Origin of the sequence: Zavarzinella sp., assembly GCA_041399155.1 — a bacterium.
Classification (GTDB): Bacteria; Planctomycetota; Planctomycetia; order Gemmatales; family Gemmataceae; genus JAWKTI01.
In genome coordinates this window covers 474,961-496,519 of the sequence record JAWKTI010000004.1, presented here as the reverse complement: position 1 = coordinate 496,519, position 21,559 = coordinate 474,961, and the positions used below count along the sequence as shown (strand labels likewise).

General features: G+C 50.0%; 17 protein-coding genes. 7 read left to right on the top strand and 10 right to left on the bottom strand.

The features are described 5' to 3' along the window. Positions 1 to 5: 5 nt before the first annotated feature. The 3 genes from R3B84_19805 to R3B84_19795 all read right to left on the bottom strand — a co-directional run bounded on the left by R3B84_19805 (position 6) and on the right by R3B84_19795 (position 1,803). Positions 6 to 860, bottom strand: coding sequence for a transposase (locus R3B84_19805; protein ID MEZ6142814.1), 855 nt, complete (start codon positions 858 to 860; stop codon positions 6 to 8). Positions 861 to 958: 98 nt separating this feature from the next. Next, positions 959 to 1,309 (bottom strand): IS66 family insertion sequence element accessory protein TnpB, encoded by a 351-nt coding sequence (gene tnpB / locus R3B84_19800; GenBank protein MEZ6142813.1) that lies wholly within the window; start codon positions 1,307 to 1,309, stop codon positions 959 to 961. Further along, entirely contained in the window at positions 1,303 to 1,803 is a 501-nt protein-coding gene (locus R3B84_19795; protein MEZ6142812.1) for a hypothetical protein, read from the bottom strand. Before R3B84_19795 ends, tnpB begins: the two co-directional genes overlap by 7 nt. A gap of 159 nt (positions 1,804 to 1,962) precedes the next feature. Between R3B84_19795 and R3B84_19790 the strand changes: the two genes are divergently transcribed. Together R3B84_19790 and R3B84_19785 are read left to right on the top strand one after the other, a co-directional pair. Then, positions 1,963 to 2,370: a hypothetical protein gene (locus R3B84_19790; protein MEZ6142811.1), complete on the top strand. Its 408-nt coding sequence runs from the start codon at positions 1,963 to 1,965 to the stop codon at positions 2,368 to 2,370. 515 nt (positions 2,371 to 2,885) lie between these two features. Continuing rightward, complete coding sequence (locus R3B84_19785; GenBank protein MEZ6142810.1) at positions 2,886 to 3,950, top strand: hypothetical protein; 1,065 nt, start codon at positions 2,886 to 2,888, stop codon at positions 3,948 to 3,950. 6 nt (positions 3,951 to 3,956) lie between these two features. Here the strand turns inward: R3B84_19785 and R3B84_19780 are convergent, their stop codons facing one another. After that, a complete protein-coding gene (locus tag R3B84_19780; protein ID MEZ6142809.1) occupies positions 3,957 to 5,738 on the bottom strand; it encodes a hypothetical protein in 1,782 nt (593 codons plus the stop codon). A gap of 121 nt (positions 5,739 to 5,859) precedes the next feature. Between R3B84_19780 and R3B84_19775 the strand changes: the two genes are divergently transcribed. Beyond that, positions 5,860 to 7,890, top strand: a complete 2,031-nt coding sequence (locus tag R3B84_19775; protein MEZ6142808.1) for a tetratricopeptide repeat protein — start codon at positions 5,860 to 5,862, stop codon at positions 7,888 to 7,890. A gap of 237 nt (positions 7,891 to 8,127) precedes the next feature. Here R3B84_19775 and R3B84_19770 read toward each other — a convergent pair whose 3' ends face one another. Both R3B84_19770 and R3B84_19765 read right to left on the bottom strand, forming a co-directional pair. After that, entirely contained in the window at positions 8,128 to 10,050 is a 1,923-nt protein-coding gene (locus R3B84_19770; protein MEZ6142807.1) for a hypothetical protein, read from the bottom strand. 17 nt (positions 10,051 to 10,067) lie between these two features. Then, positions 10,068 to 11,291, bottom strand: a complete 1,224-nt coding sequence (locus R3B84_19765; protein ID MEZ6142806.1) for an acetylxylan esterase — start codon at positions 11,289 to 11,291, stop codon at positions 10,068 to 10,070. A 280-nt stretch (positions 11,292 to 11,571) separates the two neighbouring features. On the opposite strand from R3B84_19765, the gene R3B84_19760 reads away from it, so the two are divergent. After that, the gene (locus R3B84_19760; GenBank protein ID MEZ6142805.1) at positions 11,572 to 11,793 is read left to right on the top strand and encodes a hypothetical protein; all 222 of its coding nucleotides are present in this window, start codon (positions 11,572 to 11,574) and stop codon (positions 11,791 to 11,793) included. On the opposite strand, the gene R3B84_19755 is transcribed toward R3B84_19760, so the two are convergent. Continuing rightward, the gene (locus tag R3B84_19755; GenBank protein MEZ6142804.1) at positions 11,790 to 11,942 is read right to left on the bottom strand and encodes a hypothetical protein; all 153 of its coding nucleotides are present in this window, start codon (positions 11,940 to 11,942) and stop codon (positions 11,790 to 11,792) included. The two genes, R3B84_19760 and R3B84_19755, sit on opposite strands and share 4 nt — an antisense overlap. A 48-nt stretch (positions 11,943 to 11,990) precedes the next feature. Here R3B84_19755 and R3B84_19750 point away from each other — a divergent pair, with 48 nt between their 5' ends. Continuing rightward, positions 11,991 to 12,398 (top strand): hypothetical protein, encoded by a 408-nt coding sequence (locus R3B84_19750; protein MEZ6142803.1) that lies wholly within the window; start codon positions 11,991 to 11,993, stop codon positions 12,396 to 12,398. Between the two features lie 236 nt (positions 12,399 to 12,634). On the opposite strand, the gene R3B84_19745 is transcribed toward R3B84_19750, so the two are convergent. The 3 genes from R3B84_19745 to R3B84_19735 all read right to left on the bottom strand — a co-directional run bounded on the left by R3B84_19745 (position 12,635) and on the right by R3B84_19735 (position 17,779). Next, positions 12,635 to 14,323 (bottom strand): sulfatase-like hydrolase/transferase, encoded by a 1,689-nt coding sequence (locus R3B84_19745; protein ID MEZ6142802.1) that lies wholly within the window; start codon positions 14,321 to 14,323, stop codon positions 12,635 to 12,637. Between the two features lie 65 nt (positions 14,324 to 14,388). After that, positions 14,389 to 16,599, bottom strand: coding sequence for a DPP IV N-terminal domain-containing protein (locus R3B84_19740; protein MEZ6142801.1), 2,211 nt, complete (start codon positions 16,597 to 16,599; stop codon positions 14,389 to 14,391). A gap of 184 nt (positions 16,600 to 16,783) precedes the next feature. Then, the gene (locus R3B84_19735; protein MEZ6142800.1) at positions 16,784 to 17,779 is read right to left on the bottom strand and encodes an NAD(P)H-dependent glycerol-3-phosphate dehydrogenase; all 996 of its coding nucleotides are present in this window, start codon (positions 17,777 to 17,779) and stop codon (positions 16,784 to 16,786) included. 212 nt (positions 17,780 to 17,991) lie between these two features. Here R3B84_19735 and R3B84_19730 point away from each other — a divergent pair, with 212 nt between their 5' ends. Next, on the top strand, positions 17,992 to 18,243 hold the full coding sequence (locus R3B84_19730) for a hypothetical protein (GenBank protein MEZ6142799.1): 252 nt from the start codon (positions 17,992 to 17,994) through the stop codon (positions 18,241 to 18,243). A 135-nt stretch (positions 18,244 to 18,378) separates the two neighbouring features. Further along, positions 18,379 to 21,510 carry a serine/threonine-protein kinase gene (locus tag R3B84_19725; GenBank protein ID MEZ6142798.1) on the top strand — a complete coding sequence of 1,044 codons (3,132 nt, stop codon included), beginning with the start codon at positions 18,379 to 18,381 and terminating at the stop codon, positions 21,508 to 21,510. Positions 21,511 to 21,559: the final 49 nt, after the last annotated feature.

Below are 21,559 nucleotides of genomic sequence, written 5' to 3'. Positions count from 1 at the left end.
AATCGCTACCCACATGCGGGCGGGATGCAACTGACGCTGATTATCTTTTTCTGCAGTGGCAAACTGGTTTCATCGATATGAATTACCCGGGATTGCAAGAGATCCGCCAGCATCCAGCAATAAAGTGGCTCCAGCAATTGCGCGACATCGCCCAGCCAACTGCACATTGTAGAGCGAGATAACTTCAGAGCGGCTCGCTGAAACAATCGTTCGAGCCGGTGCAGCGGCAGATGATCAACAAACTTACTGACCAGAATAAAAGCCAGTAACCCAGGTCCAGCATTTCCCTTGGGAATCGGATTTGCAGGTGGTTCTGCCACGCGGATCAAGTCATTGACGGGTACAGGGTTGTTATCCGCAGGCCGGCGATCAAGGCAACGTTGACAGGCATATTTCTGACGGGCAAACTCCATCACAAATATTGAAGCAGGTTTGTATTCGTAACGACTACTGATCACTTCGCCAATTCTTGTCAGCGGCTGGTGACAGCAGGAGCAGGTTTTCTGTTCCGGCTCAAGATCAATCACTACCCGCTGCCGAGGCAAATCTGTCAGTGGCCGCTTGCGTCCATGACCTTTGCGACGAGTTGGCGATTCTGGCTCGATAACTGGTTCAGGTTCGAGTTCGATAACAGGCTCTGGTTCCGGTTCCGGCTCTTCAAATAACTCCCCTTGGCCCGGGTCAAAATATTCCCGTTTCTGATTCCGACCAGATCGCATCAGGTTGTTGATCTGGTTCTGAAGGGATTCAATCAGTGCTTGTTGCTGCAGATACTTTTCGGAAATTGTCCGAATTATTTCATGACACTGACCGAGGTCAACGGGTAGAGAAGGATCGTGATCAGCCGATGACTCGCTCATACTATTAAGACGCGAGGTAGCAAAAACTATCAATCAATCATGGAGAATTTTGATATTTTTTCTGAAATCAATTGAGAACTGATTTGCCAGTGAAATCTTCAGTCGGCTGGTCGCTGATAACGATGCTGACGTTGAACCTTACTCAGATCGATTCCCTGCAGAATCAGTTGCAGATCAATGCCGGTCAACGTCAGAACGGCACTGGGATCTTTCGGAAACAGAAAGTTGCCTTGTTCCAGGCGTTTGTACCAGATGGCCAGGCCATCACGATCCCACCAGAGCAATTTCAAGCAGTCGCCACGGCGATTGCGGAAGACAAACAGATCACCAGACAACGGATCCTGACCCAAATATTGCTGAACCAGGAAACACAAGCCATCAAAACTTCGCCGCATATCCACGGGATGCGTGGCCACGAATACACGCACGCTGTCGGGCAGATTCAGCATGATGATTCTCCCAGCAGGTGAACGATTTCTGCTAGTAATTGCCGATCGCATCCCGCCCGTACGCGGATCGTTTGTTGACCAGACAGAATAATCTCGATCGGCGTATCGCTATATTGTGGAACCTTGAGATGTTGAAAAACGACCGGGATGAACGCGGGCGGTTCTGCTTCCTTGCTTGTTGGTGCACCGGGCTGATGGTTGACTGGTGCTGATGCCTGGGCAGTTTCACCCGCTGCCACCTTTGGTGCCACCTGTCGTTTACCAGCGGAAGATTTTGACGGCATTGGTTCTGCTTTACCAGCAAACGACTTGGGCTGTATCGAAATAATCTCCTGTTCTCGCTGCATAATGGTTCGTTTCCAAAAATAAAATTGAATCGCACTCAAACTCTGCTGACGACAGTATTCCGCAATCGAAAACCCACTTGTCAATTGCTGCTGCAAATGCACTCGCCAAGATTGTTCCAGTTCTAAATTGCGACGATTCTTCAGCATCACTGATCTCCTTGAAACAAGAAACCAGCAGCTTACCACGCTACACAAGACAGTCGTTCACCGAACGGATACAAAAGCGTAAAGTTTAAATTCTGTTTCAAAGGCTTATTTTTCAATGTGGGTGCCTGAATATCACAACATCAATCGAGAATCATGTCCATGAATGAACAGAATGAAGCGATGGAAAGTGGCTATGGCAAAACAATTAAAATTGTCAGTTGGGTAGGTTTGGTACTTGCTGCAGTAATTTCGGCAAGCATGTTTTATTACATGAATTTCGTCAAAGCCGATGATGTAGACTTTGCTCGCAAAGGAAAAGAACTGATCGCATATTTCCTGCTTCCAGTAGGGGGATTCATTACCGGAATGGCTGGTGCCATCACGTGTGCCCCTGCTTCCTATTTGAAATCACCCCAGGGAGCAAAATGGCTGAAAGTTGTAGGCACCAAATCGATTATCGGTGCTCGTGTGGCCGCGTCCGTGGTTACGTTACTGGGTATTGCCTTCTTTACATTGCTTGTGGTACTTGTAATCACGGATGATTTCAAAAAACCACTATTTGGCTGATGAGATACGTTGGCGTTCAGGTGGCAGTATCATGGTCTGCATTTGGATGCCAAAGTTTGCGTATCTCTGGGCCACATACTTCTTTTTCGCACGACAGTAAAGTACATGCGGAAAAATAATGTGCCGAATATTGTCTCGAACTTTGTCAATCATCGACGAGGAGTTTCCTAAGCGGGAATGGCGATTTTAGAAAGGTACGAATTCCTGAATAGCGGGTTGCACAGTCCATGGTATCCCGCAATGCGCTTGTTTCGACAGACGGAGCAGGGAAAATGGCCCACTCCGATTCAGCAGGTGAAGAAAGAGCTCATTCAAATAGCTCAACATAAAAAAGCCGCGGATATGTAACAATTTTGGCTTTAGGTGTCGTCATCAACGATTGGCTCGCAAAAACCTGGGAATGCGACTCAGATTTCCTGTCATCTGCTAGAATCCTCATAGATCGCAACTTTACCAGTCGTGCCTGATTCGAGTGTACCATGATTGCCAGACAACATTTATCTGGGCTAACAATAATGCTTCTGCTGGTATTGCCAGCGTCAGCCTGCCAGTGGGATGAAGACACACTGATGATGGAACGAGTGCGGTTCCCATCGACGATGGAATTACTTACCGGCAGGTTTGTTCGGCATTCCGAAAAATACTACACTTGGCGTATCGAAGATCGTCTGAAAAAACTGCAACAAGACCCCAATAATCTTGAATTTCTTGATGATTTGGCGGTGGCGTACGAAAAAACCGGGCAAACAGATCTGGCAATTGCCACCGCACGAAAAATGCTGGAATTACAACAAGATCGCTACGAAACGTTGGCAAATCTCGGAACCTTCTATGTCCATGCAGGGAAACTGGAAGAAGGGGCCAAATGGATTCAAAAAGCGATCGAGATTAATCCAGACGCCCACTTTGGCCGTGAAAAGTACCAACTTTATCTGGTGCAGTACCTGATTTCGATTCCACCAGATCAAACCGCATTTTCTAACCAAAATGGGTTATTGAAGGCACTGCACGTCAATGACATTGCAGATCGCGGTCCAGCCATCAAGGGAGTGCTGGGAATGATGCGGTTTGGTAATTACCGTTCGCCAGTTTTGCTTTATACCCTGGGTACATTATTGGCAAATTATCACGTGGGCTATCAACCAGAAAGTGATGCCAAGTTACTGGCAGGCAGGGCATTTCTTCTGGCAGCAAAATACACCCCATCAGCAAAAGATCAGGAAACTTTAAGATATCTTGCAACAAATATCCTGCAAGAGCAATACCGTGAGGGTACCACGATTCCAGTGACACTTGAAGAGATTGAACAGCAACTGGAAACAGAACTACTCGAGGCTGAAAAGTGGTACGAGGAACTTCGCACCAAAGAACTTCAGTGGCTGAATGACGGACTCGATGTCAATGCGATGTTTGCCAGGCTGTTGAGACATGAACAGCTACGAGACAGTGCCACCTATGTAAAAATGGTGAATACCAAACTCGAAGTGGGCAAAGTTGTCGTCATTGCAATTTTAACGATCTTGCTCACGCTGTGGTGGCGTCGCCTGCGAAATCGCAGACTGGCACTCCATCGAACCTAAGCTGCCTTACTCAAAATCCAGCAGCCAGTTTTCGGCTACTTTCTTCACTTCTTCTGCCGTGCGGGTTTTACCGTGGGCTTTCAGAAAGCTGGTAATCGCCATTTGCAGGTTTTTCAGCAACATGGCATGTTCTTCCCGAAATTCCGGATTGTCTGGTGCAAAGCTCATTGGTTTGCCAGATAACTCTGCGTCCAGTTTGTTAATCAGCACCAACGATCTGCGTGCCCCCAGTTCAGCCTGCACATGTTTGCTGGCTCGCAGGCGGGCCATTAACTGATTTGCTTTCAGTGCAACGGAAGTATTCTTGTAAAGATCGGGAATGGGTTCCAGCATCAGGTAAGCCGTCACATGTTCCTGCTGCAGGATTTTATTGGCCTGCTCGACCACCTGCTGGCCGCCTTCAATTAATTCAAGTGCCATTTTCTTGATCTGGTCGGCATCCAGGCCACCGCTACCCCGCAACAATACCACCAGTTTTGCCAGCATTTCATCCGGATCCTGAGCACTTCGCAGAATAGCGGCTGCCTGCTCTGCTTTGCGGGTCATTTTCCCCACCTTGGAGCGTGCGATAGCCGCTTCACCAATTGCCAGATACATATGGCGTTCCGCATCCAGCAGACTGCCACGGAAGACGCACTTATCTTCATGATTAAAGATCATGCAGTGGGGTAACGCGAATGTATCTTCCGGAAATGGGATCATCACGCGTTCTACCACTGGGGCCTTAATGCCAAATCGCTGCCGTAACACCGCAGGATCAGTTCGTGCTGGCTGACTCGATAACACCATGTAACTATTCATGCTGAACTTTCGAACCATTCGTTCCAGCACGGAAAATCGGTGCAGTTCGACCAGAGATGCCTCACTGTCTGGGTGGAACATATAGTAGACGGTGGGGCGTAATTCACGTTGCTCTGGAGTTAATTCCGGCCCAACGACAGTGCGACCAATGCGAATTTTCTTCCCATCGATCGCCAGGCTGAAACGCCCATCGGCATTCGCTGAAGGTAATTTGGCACCAGTGCTACCCGAATCTGCAATAACCCCCCAGTAACGCTGCATCATTTTAAAGCCTTCAGCATCGTGCTTCTGCAAATCCCGGCGATCTCTGGGGAAGTAACTCAGCCGATCCAGATAGGCACAGGTTAATTCCGCACAATATTCCGCCGGATTGGTGGCAGCATACATTTTGGGATCGTACAGTTTGCGTTCCATCGCTTGTTTGTGGGTATTTGTCACCACCGAGTTTTCCATGCCCACCTGAAAGAAATGGTAAGCGTGGGCAAGTTCATGCAGGGTGACGCACCGATCCGAATCGGTTGCAGGCTGATGTTCTTCCGCAAGATTTTTCAAACTCAGCACGGTGACGGCATTAATTTTGGAAACTTTGCCGCCATTATTCATGGCCAGATTCGCCTGGTGGCCACCCATGAATACTGCCAGAGCACCCCCTGCCCGACCGTTGCTCATCATCAATTGTTCATCCCATTCCACCCAGATGGGCACTTGCTGCAGGATCTTCAATTTGTCCGTTGGCACCACTTTTTCGACAATCTGAAATTCTTTTTCCAATGCTTCCAGTGGTTTGCGTTCCAGGCGACTGCGGGCATCTTGCAGCACGGCCTGTTCGTTCACAAGCAGTGTAAACCCACCGTAATTCAACTTCTTGTAGCCATCGGGCACCTCAATTTTTGCAGGTAACTTGGGCAGTCTCCCCACTTGAGCAATCAGGTGGGCTGGTGTCGCTATCGACAGTATCGCAGATACAAGCAGGATCGACCGGAGCATCGGTTTTTACCTCGGCGTGGGGGAATTGTTATCGAAGATTCGATAACAAACGAGTTCTTTTCAGGCCTAAAAGAGGCCATTATCATTATAAAGAATGATTGCGGAAACTTGATCAGAATTCATGGAAAATACGGTACCTCATTTTCGTCAGAATCCCAATCAGTGGTCGAAAGCCATTCCACTGCTGATTCTTTGTTGTCTGTTTGCCTACGCGAATTCCGTCACCAAAACTTTTATTTTCGACGATGATGGCTGGCTGACCAATGCACCCAACCTGGACCATCCCATCAAATACTTGCGTGGGTTTCACACCCGCATGACGGTGGCAGCAGTCAATCTGCTGAATCACCAGATGGGAAAGAACAACCCAGTCAGTTTTCATATCACCAACATTTTGATCCACCTGGCAGCAACGCTGGTGCTGTACGGCTTAATCCGTCGCACGTTGCTGTTGCCACGCTTTGAAAACCGCTATTTCACCAGAGCCACCTATCTCGCCTTTGCCAGTGCCCTGCTTTGGATGCTGCACCCAATTCAAACACAAAGCGTTACCTATCTGGTGCAACGGTGCGAATCGATGGCTGGGCTGTTTTACATGTTTGTCCTGTATGCCCTGGTTCGGTCCGCAGACCACGATCAGCCGTTACCTCCAGAAGCCCGCAGCCGTTTCTTCCGCAGTCCCCACACCCGGTGGGGCCATTGGAAGTGGTATCTTCTTGCAGGCGTCAGCATGATCCTGGGATATTCTTCCAAAGAAATCCTGGCCACGGCGATGATCGCTGTGGTGCTGTTCGACCGTATTTTTATCGCACCCAGTTGGAAAGAAGTCAGCCGGCGCTGGCCATTTTACCTGTGGGTTGGTGGTATCTGGCTGGCCTATACGATCTGGAATATCGTTCGATCCACCAAAGCAGTAAACAATGTGGGCTTTGGGCTGGATAATGTTACCCCCATGCAATACGCCTACACCGAAATCGGTGTGATGATCCACTACTTCAAAATTACCTTCTATCCCACGCGGTTGTGCCTGGATTACCAGACGTGGCCCTGGAGCCATAGCTGGCGGGAAGTTACCCGCGAGATGATTGTCGTTGGTTCGATCCTGCTGACCTCCTTTGGTTTGATGCTTTGGCGTTTACCCATGGGCTTTGTGCTGTTCTGGTTTTTTCTGATTCTTGCACCCACGTCGACAGTGATGCCGATTGCCGATGCCATTTTTGAACACCGCCTGTATCTGTCGCTGGCCACACCAGCAATCCTGGTGGTGTTTGTGGGCGACTGGCTGTTACGCACGGTTCGGTTGCAGGTGCTGGCACCATGGCTATTATTTGTGCTGGCAGCCATTCTGACCATCCTGACAATCCGACGCACAGAAGACTATCGCACCCGCACCCGATTGTGGTATACCGTTACCCAGGTGATGCCAAAGAACGTGCGTGCCACTTCGAACCATGCCCACGGCTTAATTGCCGAAGGGAAGTTTGAAGAATCGATTCCCCACATGGAGCGGGCGTTGGCAATGTTTGCCTATGATGCTACCTCCTTACAAAACTCCGCATTTGTTTACGAAAAACTCGGCAGGTTAGACCGGGCCGAAGAATTCTACCGCTTCATCCGTGAATGTGGGTGCTGGCCAGATGATGACAACCATGTGCGGAACCACGGCAGCAGCTTGCTGGCCATCCGCAAATGGGATGAAGCTGCCGATGCATTCCGATATATGTTGTCCAAAGAACCGGATACTGCCAGCAACTACTATCGCCTGGGCGTGGCACTGCACTATCAGGGCGATGCCGCAGAAGCGAAAGAAATGTTTGCCAAGGCTACTGAACTGGATCCCAATTGGACAAACGACTTAATGAGTCCCCTGCGGGAGATGGCAATTAACCGCAAGTTCATGCAGCAAACCCACATGCAGCAGGCGATCATCATGTGGGGCGAAATTGCCAGCATGAACAACCCACAGTTGTATCTGGAATGTTACGATACCTGGGCGATGGCTTACGCTGCCGCCGGCAACTACGAACGTGCCGCACAGGTGCTGGAATACGCACTGCAATTCAGCAACGGCGGCCCCTGGTATAGTTTGCTGCGGGAAAACCTGGCTAAGTACCATGCTAAAAAGGCACCCTGGCCACCCGATCCGGAATAACTCCTTGACACTGCCACCGCGGCACAAATCAAGTGGAATTATTTCCATTCATATATAATATATCCACGTCGATCGTCAGATTGACTATTTTTTTCTGAAAACGACGAAAAATCACTCAGACAGATTTTTGTAAGTATTTGCACAAGAGATACTTACGTCGAAGAAAAATATTTTGTGAATTTTGCAAAATAAAGATCACCCAAGGTGATCTCGAGGGATTTCGGGCATTCTTCATACTTAGGGCTGGTTCGCCTGAATGCCCAGATATTTGCCACTGGCGGTGAGAAGTTGCTGCAGTTGTTCCGCTTTGGCTTTCAAGTCCACCACCCGGGCTCGTTCGTCTTCATCAAAAGCATTCTGTGCCAGTGCTGCCAATTTCTTCGCGTAATTATCCAGAATTTCCGGACCAGACAGGAAAAACTTCAGCACTGTGTAGCGATCGTTCACTTCCTGGCACTTGGTAATCGCCCGTTGCAGTGCGGGAATGGCCGCAGCAACTTCTGCTGGTTCCTGCATTTTGGGCAATTGATCGTAAATCAGTTGCCTGCTTTCCGCATGTTGTGGGTCGCGAATCAACCATTGATCATTCAGTTTTTTCAATTCGGCCTGAATTGCCATTTTCGCGGCTTCTTCCGCCCCCACCTTCATCAGTGCCAGTTCAAACTGAGCAATTGCTGCCGGAACGTCGGCTTTCGTCAGCAGTAAGCGGGCCTGCACCAGTGCGGCTTCCACCTGTTTCCGTTGTTCCTGAACCTGGGGGTCGTTGTCGAGTTTCTGCAACTCTTTCAGTTTATTCAGGTGATCTCGCAATTCGTTCGCTTTCACTTCCAATGCCACCACGTCGGCTTCTGCAAAATCCAGCATTTCTGCCACTTCCTGCCCCAGGCGTGGGCGAACGCGGGCCAGTTCTGCACGCACCGATCGCGCTTCGGCAACGGAAGAATCGAGTGTCTGCTGCCCCAGGTCAATCGCCTTCTGGCGATCTTTCTGTTGAATCTGGCTGAGCTTTTCAAAGGCCCCCACCTGCAGCAGACGTGCGGACCGCACCCGCTGCACCAGATCCTGGGCAATCCCTTGCGCATAGGTCAATTCTTCAATTCCCGGATCCACTTTCACACGAATGGACTGCACCTGTCGGGTGGTGTTGGCAAACGGCACACGGGCAATGGTTCGTTCCCCCACGGCAATACGCAAAAATACCAGGGGTGGGACTGGTTCCGCAGTAACAAACTCGTTTTCATTTAATTCCAGGCTGTTTTTGGCAGTGCGTTTCTCTGGATAGTTTTCGGTACCCAGGCACACGTTCAAATCGCGTACACTCAATGGTTTGCCATCCATATCCAGAAGTGTCAGTCGCATCGCTGTTTTCAGGGTTCCAAGTTTTACACAGTAATACTCTGCATTGGAAGTGTTTCTGCCAAAAGCGTTGCGAAAGCGGGAGAGGATTCTGGCACGCACCAGACCATTTTCGGCTGCGGCTTGTGCCTGCAACAACACACCTTCCACTGGTTGAGAAATCGACATGACTGTTTTCGTTTTAGGATCGCGGCGTTGTTGCATGCTAAGAACCATGAACAGGTCACCCGGTGCGGCCAACCCTTGCTGAATCGACCCACCCAACAGTTGAATTTCTGCCTGTTGTGGGTTGCTATAGCGGAATATGCCGACGATGCCAAAATCATTGGCCAAAGACAGGCATAGTTGCCGTGCGAGATACTTTTGCAGCACCACAGCTTCATCGCGTGCGTGCATTTGCCACGATTGGGTGGCACCATCGAACTGTCGGTGGGCGAATCTGAGAGTTCTCTCATTAAATTTCAGGTCAACCAGGTGCAGCTTTTGCCCCACGGTGCAAGAGGGCTTTTGCAGCACCGCAGACAGTTTCTTTTTGTCGATTTCCTGCCAGATGGCCTGCTGGGTGTTGTTTTCTGCGGTATCACGAACCACCACTTCGACCACAGAGCCCATTGCCGACTGAAGTTGCTGATGAACCTGTTTTAGAAGCTGTTTTTTCCAAATGGGCGTACAAATTTCATGTTTGGGAAAGCGAATTTCAATCTGAAGCTGGTAGCGTAGTTGCATCCAGCCTTCTTGAGCCTGCACCTGATGGCACAACCCCAGAGACAATAAAAAGACGCCAATCGCACGAAAAACAATCATCACCACATCCTGCAAAGTTATTTCTGAAAATGCTTCTTCGCAAAGGCAATAAATACTTCCCAGTCTGGGCGGATCATGGAGTGTTTGCCAGGTCGAATAAAGTACCCCAGGGTGCTATCCACTAATTGGTTATTCGGTGGGAACTCTTTTGTTGAGATCCCTTCTTTACCATACAGGCGATAGACCGGATTTGCTGCCTGAAGTACCTCAAATTGCCCACGTGGATTGGCCCAGCTATCTTCTTCGGCATTGGTAAACAGCACCGGACGTGGGGCACACAAGGCCACCAGCCCATGCTGATCGAATGGCAAACGAGCGGTATCTTTGTTAAATAGCTTAAACTGGTCGTTGAACCAGTGTGGGAAACTGGTATTGATCCGTTCCACGCTTTCCCCCACAGTGCCTCTGCTGGGTGCAGTGCCCCCACACCCTGCCTGGTGGGGCATGGCAATCGCAATCCGCTCATCCATCGCGGCTGCCAGAATGGCAGTTTTCCCAAGGCGGGAATGACCCACCGATACCACTTTTTTGGCATCGATTTCCGGCATTTTTGTCACTACATCGACGCACCGGGAAAGTGCCCACGCCCAGCAGGCAATGGTGGCAGTGGGATAGTTTTTCGGCAGGATATTGCGTACGCCTGCCCGCAAATCTTTATTGTCGGGATCAATTTCGCAGTAGTAGTAGGTGGCCACCGCAAAGCCGCTTTCGATAATCAGATCGATGTTCCAGGTGTCCTTATTTTTGCCACGTCCCTGTTCAGTCAGCCGATTCTCTACCACGGTGGGGTTATTGCCACGGCTCCAGGCGGAAGAAATCTGCACTTTGGGATCGTCCACCACGGAATGATTACCGGTAAAGTTTGGCCCCACAAAAATGGGTACGGGTGCCTTACTGTGGGGCACCACCACCAGCAGGCGAAAACGAAAATCGGTACCGGTAAACGCCAGTTCGATCTCTTTCAGCGTGGCTTTCCCACCGTAAGCCTGTTTGTCTTCATGCAGCACCTTTGAGGTAAATGGCAAATTGGTGGGTAGTGTGCCATACATGTAATGTTGGAATAATTTACGTAATTCCGGTTTGCGAATCGTCTCCCACTGCTCGGTGGTGGTGATGGTCTTGCCATCCATTGTCTTTAGCAGATCTGGCAAGCCAGTCTGCTTTGGCAGGTTTTCTGGTTTCGGAAAATCTGCCCAGGTGGGCAGAGCTAAAACCAACAGGCAAAGAGAGGTCAGCCGCATTCCAGTTCTCCAACGTTGCGAAGTACTCCCCCACATTGGGAGTTTCCCTACGAAGTTAGGATATTCTGTCTGGCAGTTCAAGAAGAATCTCCCCACCCACAGAAAAGCAAAAATCGCAAACTTTTCAACAAAATTGTCCCATGTGTTGCCCAGAAACTACTGGTTACTGGTAGGAAGTTGCGACCAGCATACCAGAATCTGGCGCGATGCGCCCGTGGCAACTCCATCTCCGCATGTATCAACTCTACTATCAACCTTCAACAATACTAAGGAGATTTGCATGAGCACTTCCTATGTTACCCTGCGTTTCCGCGATGGCAGCATTCCTGTTGGCAAGAAAGTAATCCTGAGTTTCAATGGAGCCCAAACGAGTCCAGCATTTACCGATTCCAGGGGCACAGCCGCAGTTCAGCACTCATCCAGCGGTAATGCCACTGTATATGTCGATGGCAGGAGCGTTGGAGTCATGCGGGCACTAGGTAGCGAATCGTTCCTTATTTAAGCTACATTTGTATGCATTACTGCAATATTTTCGGCTGCCAGATTAATCGTTTGAGCATTTGAATATTTATTTTCAAAAAATTCTCCTCTTTTGCTGTCCTCAATTTCTGTTGCCCGCATTTCATCTGTGTCATCCGAATCATCAGCCACTGGAGGCAAACTTTCAAATCGGGTGCCATTTATTTTGAGGAGAATGCAATGTTGACAGTTTCCCGTTCTTTCATGATTGTTGCCATCACCGTTGTGGGCTGCACCCTGACCAGCCAGTCCGCATTTGCTGGCGAAATGAATGCCGCACAGAAGGCAGCCCGCGACAACGCACTGCGAAGTGGGTCGGCAATCACCAAACTTGCCTATGTGACCAGCAACAGCCACACATCGACCACTTACCAGAAAGGGGTGGACTATGGAGATACCTTCGAATTGACCTTCCGCTACGACTACAAAGACAGCGATGGGGACCCACAGTACTTCGTACTGACCTACAAATTTCTGAAAAACGGTACCTACACAGGTTTCAGCAAAGGCCCCCACAGCAGTTTCTGGCCTCCATTCAATGTCATTGAAATATCGGGTGCCGTCATCGAAGAAGCTCTGAAGAAGTAAGCGGTCATCACAAATCTGAGATTAAATTACCTGCGTTTTTTCTGATCATTTTCTTTTGCTTGCAGTTCCAGGAAATAGCCCATATTGTTCCTTCATTTTTGTACTGCCAGCAATCAGCAAAGTTACATTAGCCCGGTTCCAATTTCGCTGATTACTGCGGGCTGAGTGATCAATGGACAATAATTCGTATTTCGAACTGTGCTAACGCAGTTGATTGAAAAAGAAATGAAAGCAGATTATTTTCGAATCACTGCCTTGACTGGCACTCCTGTACCGACGAAGTAGCCGACAGGTGTATCTTTGGTATCAGTGATCAGCCACACTGCACCCTTGCGGATGTTCTGGCGATAGTTATCATTTGGCTTCACTTCTGCATACAACTTGCGCTCGCCATTAGGATTGACCCAGTAAATCCGAACTGGTTGCCCCAGAGAGTTAACAAACTGGATGGTTGCAGGGGCACCTTCCGGTTTCGATGGTGGGATCTCTTTTTCAGGTTTTTTCATGGCGATTGCTTTCATTTCCGGTTCAACCACCTTTGCAAATACTGTCGGCGCGATTTTCCGCAGTTCGTTGAGTTTCTCACGGTGTTCCGGTTTGCCTGCAAGATTCGTCCACTCGTACGGATCAGCTTGAATGTCGTAAAGTTCTTCATCACCAGTGTGATACTTGATGTATCGCCAATGATCAGTACTCAGCCCGAAGCTGCCGGGAGTATCGAGATAGGTCACCGAAATATGTTTCCATTCCCCTGCGGGGTTCTTGAGCAGTGGCACAAGCGAAGGGCCGTCACACTCTTTATGAGCGGGCAGTCCAGTCAATTCGAGGATTGTCGGCATTAACGAAACTAAATTGACGGGGCGATCACATACCGCGGGTTTGTTCAGTTGTGGAACGCGGATCATTAATGGCACACGCGTGCAAGCTCGCCACGCTGTGTATTTCTGCCAGTGTTGTTTCTCACCGAGATGCCAGCCATGGTCGGACCAGAGGACAACGATTGTGTTGTCCTTGTGCGGACTCTTGTCGAGTGCATCGAGTACCCGGCCAAACATCGCATCCGAGTAGTAAATGGCTGCAAGGTAACCCTGGATACCTTGCTTCCACTGTTTGTGCTCCTGGATGTGAGCAAAATAACGGTTCGCCCCGCGGCGTTTTCCCTCGGCAGAGAGGTCATCAAGGTCATTCTCCTGATAACCAGGTGGGAGCTGAATTTTGTCGAGTGGGAACGGTTCGAAATATTTTTTGGGCACGAACCACGGTTCGTGGGGGCGATAGAGTCCGCACGCAAGGAAGAACGGTTTGTCGTGCTTTTTTGCAAGTTGCTGACCGACGTAATTAGCGACGAGCGAGTCACCGCCGTATTCCTCGTCAGTGGCATCGAGTGGCCCCCAATCGGTCTCAATATACTGCCATGGGCCAGCCCGCGGCAGGGAGAGTGGTCGCTGTTTCGGATAAAGAGTGAATGGAATTGGGGATTCGGTCTTCGCTTCAGGGTAGTACCCGTCCCATGACTTTGCATCGGTGAAGTAATGCAGGATTTTTCCGGAACCGAGGGCAGTATATCCCTGTTCGCGGAGAAGGACCGGTAGTAGCTTCGTGTCCGGCAAAACATCCCGCATCCGTTGTGTGTTGGTGTAAAGACCGGATTTCGCTGGCGACATCCCCGTCATAATGGCGGTACGAGACGGATTACATGAAGGTGCTGCACAGTGGGCGTTAGTGAATAACACCCCCGATTTGGCAAGCCGATCGAGGTTGGGTGTTTTCGCTTGTGGATGGCCTCCCATACAACCGACCCAATCATTGAGGTCATCCACTGCGATGAACAACACATTGGGTTTCTTTATTGGTTCTGCAGACTGGGACGTAGCCGTGAAATACCACACGGTTGCAGTCAGAATAGCGATAGTGAATCGGATCATGGATCGTTTCCTTGAAAACTGTTCAATCGTAACAGGTTACACAAAGTGTCAACAGAAACAACGCATCACTTCGGACCAGGGGGCAGATGATCGAGCAGGTAGCGGGTCATGAGCATTCTGAGATGGACCGAAGTCCCCTTACCTTCACGCAGGCCATGATCTCGGTGCGGATAAGCCATATAGTCGAACTTCTTGCCCAATTCTATCAGGCGATCAACAAGGCTTTCTGTGATTTGCAGGTGGGTATTCGTTTCACCAGTGCCGTGGACGATCAGCAGATCACCCCGCAAACCTTCAGCATAATTAATCGCGGCAGCGGTGCGATAACCTTCCGGGTTCACCTCGGGCGTACGCATGAAGATTTCCTGAAACCAGGCGTTGTACAATTCTGGCCGTGGTTTCGGTGCAACAGCGATACCAACATGATAAGTTTCTGGTTTGCGGAACATCGCATTCAGGGTATTGGAACCGCCACCACTCCAGCCCCAGATACCAACTCGTGACAGATCGATATATGATCGCATCCGGCCCAGTTCCTTCACACCTGCAGCCTGCTCGTCGCTGGATAGTGGTCCGAGGCTGCCAAACACCGACCGCCGCCATGCTGCGCCTTTGGGAGCTGGTGTGCCTCGGTTGTCCATCGACACTACCAGGTAACCGAGATCGGCAATCATTCGATGAAACATGGTGTGGTTCTGCCCGCCTGCCCAGTCATCAAGTACAGTCTGGCCATGTGGCTCTCCATAGATGAAGAAAAACACGGGATATTTTTTACTTTCGTCGAAATCTTTTGGCTTCAGCATCCAGGCATCCATCTCGACACCATTGCCAATATTCACCTTCAGGAATTCTGTGGGTCTGTGAATGTTAGGTTGGGCTCGTTTCCGAACCTGTTCATTCGCTTCCAGCACATGCATCGAGCGATGATCGGAAAGCCGAACTAAATCAATCACTGGGGGATTATCAAATGTCGAATATGTATGGAATGCCCACTTTCTGTCTGGTGAGAACAGATAACTATGCGACCCCGGCTGGTCAGCAGGTGTCACCCGTTCTGCTTCACTTTTACCATCCAGTTTGATGCGATAGAGATATCGTCGTGTGGCATTTGTCGGCGATGCGATGTAATAGAACCAGCCACCCGCTTCATCCACGGGACCACGCGAAATGATGTCTGACTTCTCTTTGGTCAACAGGGTTTGCTGCTTGCCGTCGCGGGAAATCAAATAGGCCTGCCGCCAACCATTACGTTCACTGAGAAGCAGGAATTCCTTCCCATTACGAATCCATTCCAGACCGGCATTGGCAGCATAACTCGCATCGATCCAGGCGGGATCTGTTTCTTCATAAGCTGTTTGAACCGCTCCACTTACGATATTGGCCAGCAGGAATTTGCGATGATCTCGGAAACGACTTTGCAACTCAATCAACAGTTCCTTGGAATTTCCCGCCCAACTGATGTTCTGGATATAAAAAGTCCCCGGTTCCGCAGGCAGTTTCAACCACTGCGAATCACCTCCATCACGATCCACGATGCCGATGCGAAGTGTTGGGATGGGGGTTCCTACCCTGGCGAAGTGATCAAACCGAACTTCGGGATAGGTGGGGTCGGTAGGCAGAATTACTGCCCGGCGGCGAACTTTTGAGTAGTCCGATTGGATAAAGGCGATCCGGCGCCCATCGGGGCTCCAGTGTGCGTCAAAATGATTGAAGTCGCTTCGATCATCCACTTTCGTTAAGGCCGTAATTTTCCCGTTTTGCAACTCGACGACCGAAAGATTTCTTCCACGACGGAAGACGATCCGATCAACTTGTGGCGAAAATGAATCCGCCAAAGCTGGTTGCGGTGCCACATTCGGAAGTTGTTGGAGTTTTTGAGATTTCACATCGAAGAGCCATTGGCCATTTCGGGTTTCGAGACAAAAAATGTGATCGATGGGTGTCTGAATGATCTTCTGTGCGTGAAGTGGCACTTTTTTGACAGGTTCGATGAGCTGATCTGCACTGATGAAAACAGTTCTTTTTCTATCCTGGACTCCGTACTTCACTACATCCGGTGCGGTGCCAGGTCTGGCACTTTCCAGCACCAGATAGCCGGAACTATCGGCAAGCCAATGACCAGCAAATGTGGCTGGGGCAAAGTCTCGGTTTTCATAGATCGATTTCAGGCGGGACTCAGCAATTGTGAGTAATTTCTCATGTGTAGTGCGTTCTTCCCCGACGAGGTCCGTGCCGCCAAAGATCAGGCTCCAGATCAGCAACAAATTCAATCGCATGTTGTTTTTCCTGTTTTAGAAACCGAGGATACCGTTTGGGTCTGGCGGCCCGATTTTGTCTGAATGTTGTTGTACTTTGTCGAAAAAGTCTGACCAACTGGAAATGGAATGCAAACCTAACCCCCCGGCCCCTTCCCTGGCAACGTAGGGGGAGCAAGCGGGGAGAGGTAATCTGCCGGCCAGCTTATTCCTGTGCTGGTTTTCTCATCATTAACTGATTGATGTAATCCAGTGGGGCGATGCCATCATACAGAACGCGGTAAACTCCGGTGCAGATCGGCATGTCGATTTCCATTTTCTGGCACCGCTCGTATACACTTTTCGCCGTGCTGACCCCTTCCGGTGTCGATGGGACACTGGCCAGAATATCGGCCAGCGACTCCCCACGTGCGAGGCGTTCCCCCACCATGCGGTTCCGTCCGTGGGGGCTGAAACAGGTGGTAATCAGGTCGCCCATCCCTGCTAAACCGTAAAAAGTTTCGTGTTCGGCTCCCAAAGCACCTGCAAAGCGGGCCATTTCCACCAGACCTCGTGTCAGCAACGCCGATTTTGCATTATCGCCAAAGCCAAGGCCATCGCTGATCCCTGCCGCAATACCAAGGATGTTTTTTAACGCACCTGCCAGCTCGACACCCACAATATCCTGGTTGGTGTAAACTCGAAAACGGTCGTTGGTGAACAGTTTCTGCCCCCAAGTGGTGAGAGAGCTCTCATTTCCGGCAATCACTGCAGACGTGGGCATGCCTCGAGCCACTTCTTCCGCATGGTTGGGCCCGCTGAGTGCCAGTAACTGGTGGGTACCCAGCACCTCACCGATAATCTGAGACGGTCGTTTGAATGTGCCAATTTCCAGTCCTTTGGTCAGGCTAATCACTGGTTGCTGGCGGTAATACCCAGGCAGCCTCATCATGGTGGAACGCAGATAGATGGTGGGGATGACACTGACCCAGCCTTCCGCATCTGCCGTGGCGGCTGGGTCGCACGTCAGGTGAACTTCGGCAGGAATTTTCACGCCGGGCAATAATCGTCGATTTTCCCGATCCCGCTCCAGTTCAAGGCCATGGTCACTGCGTGGACTCCATAAAGTGATGTGCAGTAAGGGGTTGCGCGAAAGGACAATGGCAACGGCAGTGCCCCAGCCACCGGCACCCAAAACAGCTAATCTGGTTTGTTGGGTCATGGAAGTTTCCTGCATAATCAGTGCAGTCGTTTCAACCTGCACAGCAATTTTTCACACTTGTGGGTTTTCTATGAACATCCCACGTGGGAAGCGCCGAAACTAAAGGATAGCGGGGGACTATCGCCAGAAAAAGACACCAATTCGAGTAGTATTGCTCGGGATTGGTGCCGTATTGCTCAACCACCAGGACATTACTACCGGGAGGGACTTCCATGGTACCATTTTTGAAGATCTATCGGGAGCCGGCTGCAGAAATACCTGAAGAAACCTATGACAGCGAAGGGGAGCCGGATGTAATTCCACTGCCCACCAATCGTGTATCGCTGCGAGATTTGTTACCACTGGTTTCGAACGCACAAAAGCGACATTTCATCTGGTTACAGGATTTTCTGGACGATGAGGTGTGCATCTCGAACGATTTATTAGAAATCCTTCATGAAATTCAGGGGAGTCGGCCTGCTTAACGAGCGCAGATTCGGCTTCTCATTTTTCATTTTTTCTTCATCACTTTGTCATTTTGCCCACCTAACAAGTTAGCTTTCGTGTACGATGAGGTCAATCCCTGATCTATCTCGATCCTTCGTTGTCGGGGCACACCAATGAAAGACTTGATCGCACCACCCGTACTGCCCCAGATAGAGATTCCAGGCTATGACATTCTGGAAATCCTCGGCCGCGGTGGGATGGGCGTGGTGTACAAAGCACGTCAACAACAGCTCAACCGGCTCGTCGCTTTAAAAACCTTGCGGAGTGGTTTGTATGCTTCGCCGGAAGAACTGCACCGCTTCCAGCACGAGGCGGAAGTCATTGCCCGCCTGCAGCACCCCAACCTGATCCAGATTTTTGAAGTGGGTGAAGCCCACGGCAGTCTGTTTCTGGCACTCGAATACGTCGAAGGTGGCACACTCGATCAACAACTGGATGGGACACCCTGGTCTGCGGTGGCAACCGCGACATTGATGGAGAAACTTGCGCGAGCGATCGATTATTCGCACCAGCATGGGGTGGTGCACCGTGACCTGAAACCAGCGAACATTCTGCTGAAATTACCCCCACCGAAGGAGGGTGGCAGCACCCACCCCAAAGCTGCCGAATCTACCAAAGAACAGTTCAGTGGGGCATCGACCATCCTGTATGTATCCCCACGTGACCAGACAGAAGCAATTCCAAAAATCACCGATTTTGGTCTGGCGAAAGATATTCAGGCCAATCAGGGTCAAACCCAGTCGGGTGCGTTCATGGGCACCCCCAGTTATGCCGCACCGGAACAGGCCGCGGGAGACAGTCACAAAGTCACTGGACAGACCGATGTGTATTCTCTGGGTGCAATTCTGTACGAATTATTGACAGGTAGCCCACCGTTCCGTGGGCAGGATATGCTGGAAACGCTCGAAATGGTGCGGCACAAGGAACCTGTCCCTCCGCGGCAGTTGTATCCCAAAACACCTATCGATCTGGAAACGATCTGCCTGAAATGTCTGCGAAAGCTTCCCACCGATCGATACCTGACCGCGAAAGATTTCGCAGATGACCTGCACCGTTTTCTGACAGGGCAGCCAATTGCAGCACGTCCGGTGGGAGTTCTGGAACGCACCCGCAAGTGGGTACGCAGGCATCCCACCCAGACAGGGCTGATACTAGCCAGTCTGGTAGCATTTGCCGCAGTTACTGCTGCGATTGTGGCTGTTGCCTATCAGGCAAACCTGCAGAGCTTGAACAAAGACCTGGTGATTTCTGCAGACAGGGAAAAAGCAGCTCGTCAGGAAGCGGATATTCAGCGTGATGCCGCCAATGAGGCGAGATTTCAGTTGGCCCACCAGCGCTATGTCTCCGATATGACGACAGCCCACCGCACCTGGCAGGCGGGCGATACCAATCGGATGCTGTCGCTGTTGAATCGTTATCAGCCGAAAGCTGGCGAGCTCGATCACCGGCAATTCGAATGGTATTACCTGCGAGGTCTGGAGCAGCAACACCTCTGGCAGACGTCTGCGGGTGGGGAGTACTTTCACAACGGCACGATGATCCTGGCAGACCTGGAAGACAAGTTGCGAATTCTGGATGCCACTACAAGAAATGTGGTGATGGAAATCGAACGAAATCCAGAATTTAGTATCGCCGGGTATGCTTCCAGCCGCGTTTCCAGTCGTTTCCTGGTGAATCCCACATTCGATACCATTGAAGTCTGGGATGCAAAGCAGAAGAAATCAATTCAACGCCTCCATGCAGATGACCAACTATTGGGAAATATGCTGATCAGCGATGATGGAAATTGGGTAGCCGCTGCTGGCACAGGTTCAGATCATTCCCTGCGTATCTGGGAAGTAGCAACTGGGAAACTACAATTACACAAAACGACTGGCACATATGCCAATGTGAAAGTATTTTCGCCTGATAACCAATACCTCGCTTTCCAACGTGGAACAAAGGTTGAAATTCTCAATCTCATCAACAATCAGAAAGTGCTGGAAATCCCACTGAAAAGTGGGTTCCTGCAATCGATGTGTTATCACCCTTCTGGAAATTGGCTCTTTGTTACCAACTCTGAAAATCAAATTCAGGTTTTTAATGTCAAAACGGGGACGACAGCCAAGCCACCTTTTCTGTCTGCTGATTTGCAAGGAGCTTACATTCAATGGTCAGCCGATGGAAAAAGAATGCTGATTGGGAATTCGAAAAGGAATACGATTGAATTGTGGAATACCGAAACGAAACAACTGCTCTCGCAACGCAAAGGGCTGTTGGGGACATTAACCGCAATCTCCCTTCATCCCGATGGTTTCAATGCAATCACAGTAAGTACGGAACGCGAGATGCGGATCTGGGATTTACGCGAAAGTCAGGAAGTACTGGAATTAGACACCCCTTTCCGCATGATGCGGCAGTTAAAGTATTGTTCCGGCAAACACTCCCACCTGATGGTATTTATTGATGAAATGGGGAAGCTGTATCTTTCGGATGGAAAAGAGCACCACACGTTAATTGATCAACACGATCCGATCAGCAGTTATGCCTTCAGTCCCGATGGCAAAACTCTGGTAGGCGCATCTCAGTTTGGTAGAACCTATTGGTGGGAGGTTGCAACCGGCAAAAAACTGCATGAACTCCAGTGCCCTCAGCGTTCCGTGGATAGCATTGTGTATAACAATGCAGGCACCTATGTTGCCACGGTGAACTTCGACAAAACAATTCGCATCTTCGATGCCACGAACGGTCGACAACTGCACCAGCTTCCTACCCCAAATACCAATAATGGCCGCGTGAAACTGTATTTCCAGCCGGGCACCGATCATCTGATTACTGCCCAGAGTTTTGATGGTTTCCAGCGAATTATCGTGGAAGACCAGCTCCGGGTTGAAGCCATTCCCAGCCAGTTGAAAACATATGAACTTCAATTCAGTCCAGATGGGAAATTTGTTGCTATGGGCAAAAGCCCTCTGGAAGTGGGGATCTATCGATTTCCAGAGATGGAACAGGTGCACGAGTTATCCGGGCACAGTAGCGTCATCAGTACCTACCGTTTTTCGCCTGATGGTCAGCGTGTAGCCACCATTGCAATGGACCAGACTTTAAAAATCTGGGATACTCGGACGGGCGATGCTTTATTGGATTTACAGTCTCCCGCAAATTACGATTTGGCATTTCGCAGTGATGGACTGCTACTGACCACTGTGGGGCCAAACAAAATAACCACTTGGGATATCTCGAAATCTTACCAGCGTAACAAGTGAGTGTTTTGAAACTGAATTACTGTCACTTACTTGGAGAGACATGGCTTGA

What these genes read in the sequence shown, in the direction of transcription:
- R3B84_19770 (MEZ6142807.1), bottom strand. Translation starts at nt 10,050, where the DNA reads ATGATTGTTTTTCGTGCGATTGGCGTCTTTTTATTGTCTCTGGGGTTG.
- R3B84_19790 (MEZ6142811.1), top strand. Translation starts at nt 1,963, where the DNA reads ATGAATGAACAGAATGAAGCGATGGAAAGTGGCTATGGCAAAACAATT.
- R3B84_19730 (MEZ6142799.1), top strand. Translation starts at nt 17,992, where the DNA reads ATGGTACCATTTTTGAAGATCTATCGGGAGCCGGCTGCAGAAATACCT.
- R3B84_19765 (MEZ6142806.1), bottom strand. Translation starts at nt 11,291, where the DNA reads ATGCGGCTGACCTCTCTTTGCCTGTTGGTTTTAGCTCTGCCCACCTGG.
- R3B84_19735 (MEZ6142800.1), bottom strand. Translation starts at nt 17,779, where the DNA reads ATGACCCAACAAACCAGATTAGCTGTTTTGGGTGCCGGTGGCTGGGGC.
- R3B84_19805 (MEZ6142814.1), bottom strand. Translation starts at nt 860, where the DNA reads ATGAGCGAGTCATCGGCTGATCACGATCCTTCTCTACCCGTTGACCTC.
- R3B84_19750 (MEZ6142803.1), top strand. Translation starts at nt 11,991, where the DNA reads ATGTTGACAGTTTCCCGTTCTTTCATGATTGTTGCCATCACCGTTGTG.
- R3B84_19760 (MEZ6142805.1), top strand. Translation starts at nt 11,572, where the DNA reads ATGAGCACTTCCTATGTTACCCTGCGTTTCCGCGATGGCAGCATTCCT.
- R3B84_19785 (MEZ6142810.1), top strand. Translation starts at nt 2,886, where the DNA reads ATGCTTCTGCTGGTATTGCCAGCGTCAGCCTGCCAGTGGGATGAAGAC.
- R3B84_19780 (MEZ6142809.1), bottom strand. Translation starts at nt 5,738, where the DNA reads ATGCTCCGGTCGATCCTGCTTGTATCTGCGATACTGTCGATAGCGACA.
- R3B84_19775 (MEZ6142808.1), top strand. Translation starts at nt 5,860, where the DNA reads ATGGAAAATACGGTACCTCATTTTCGTCAGAATCCCAATCAGTGGTCG.
- R3B84_19745 (MEZ6142802.1), bottom strand. Translation starts at nt 14,323, where the DNA reads ATGATCCGATTCACTATCGCTATTCTGACTGCAACCGTGTGGTATTTC.
- R3B84_19740 (MEZ6142801.1), bottom strand. Translation starts at nt 16,599, where the DNA reads ATGCGATTGAATTTGTTGCTGATCTGGAGCCTGATCTTTGGCGGCACG.
- tnpB (MEZ6142813.1), bottom strand. Translation starts at nt 1,309, where the DNA reads ATGCTGAATCTGCCCGACAGCGTGCGTGTATTCGTGGCCACGCATCCC.
- R3B84_19725 (MEZ6142798.1), top strand. Translation starts at nt 18,379, where the DNA reads ATGAAAGACTTGATCGCACCACCCGTACTGCCCCAGATAGAGATTCCA.
- R3B84_19795 (MEZ6142812.1), bottom strand. Translation starts at nt 1,803, where the DNA reads ATGCTGAAGAATCGTCGCAATTTAGAACTGGAACAATCTTGGCGAGTG.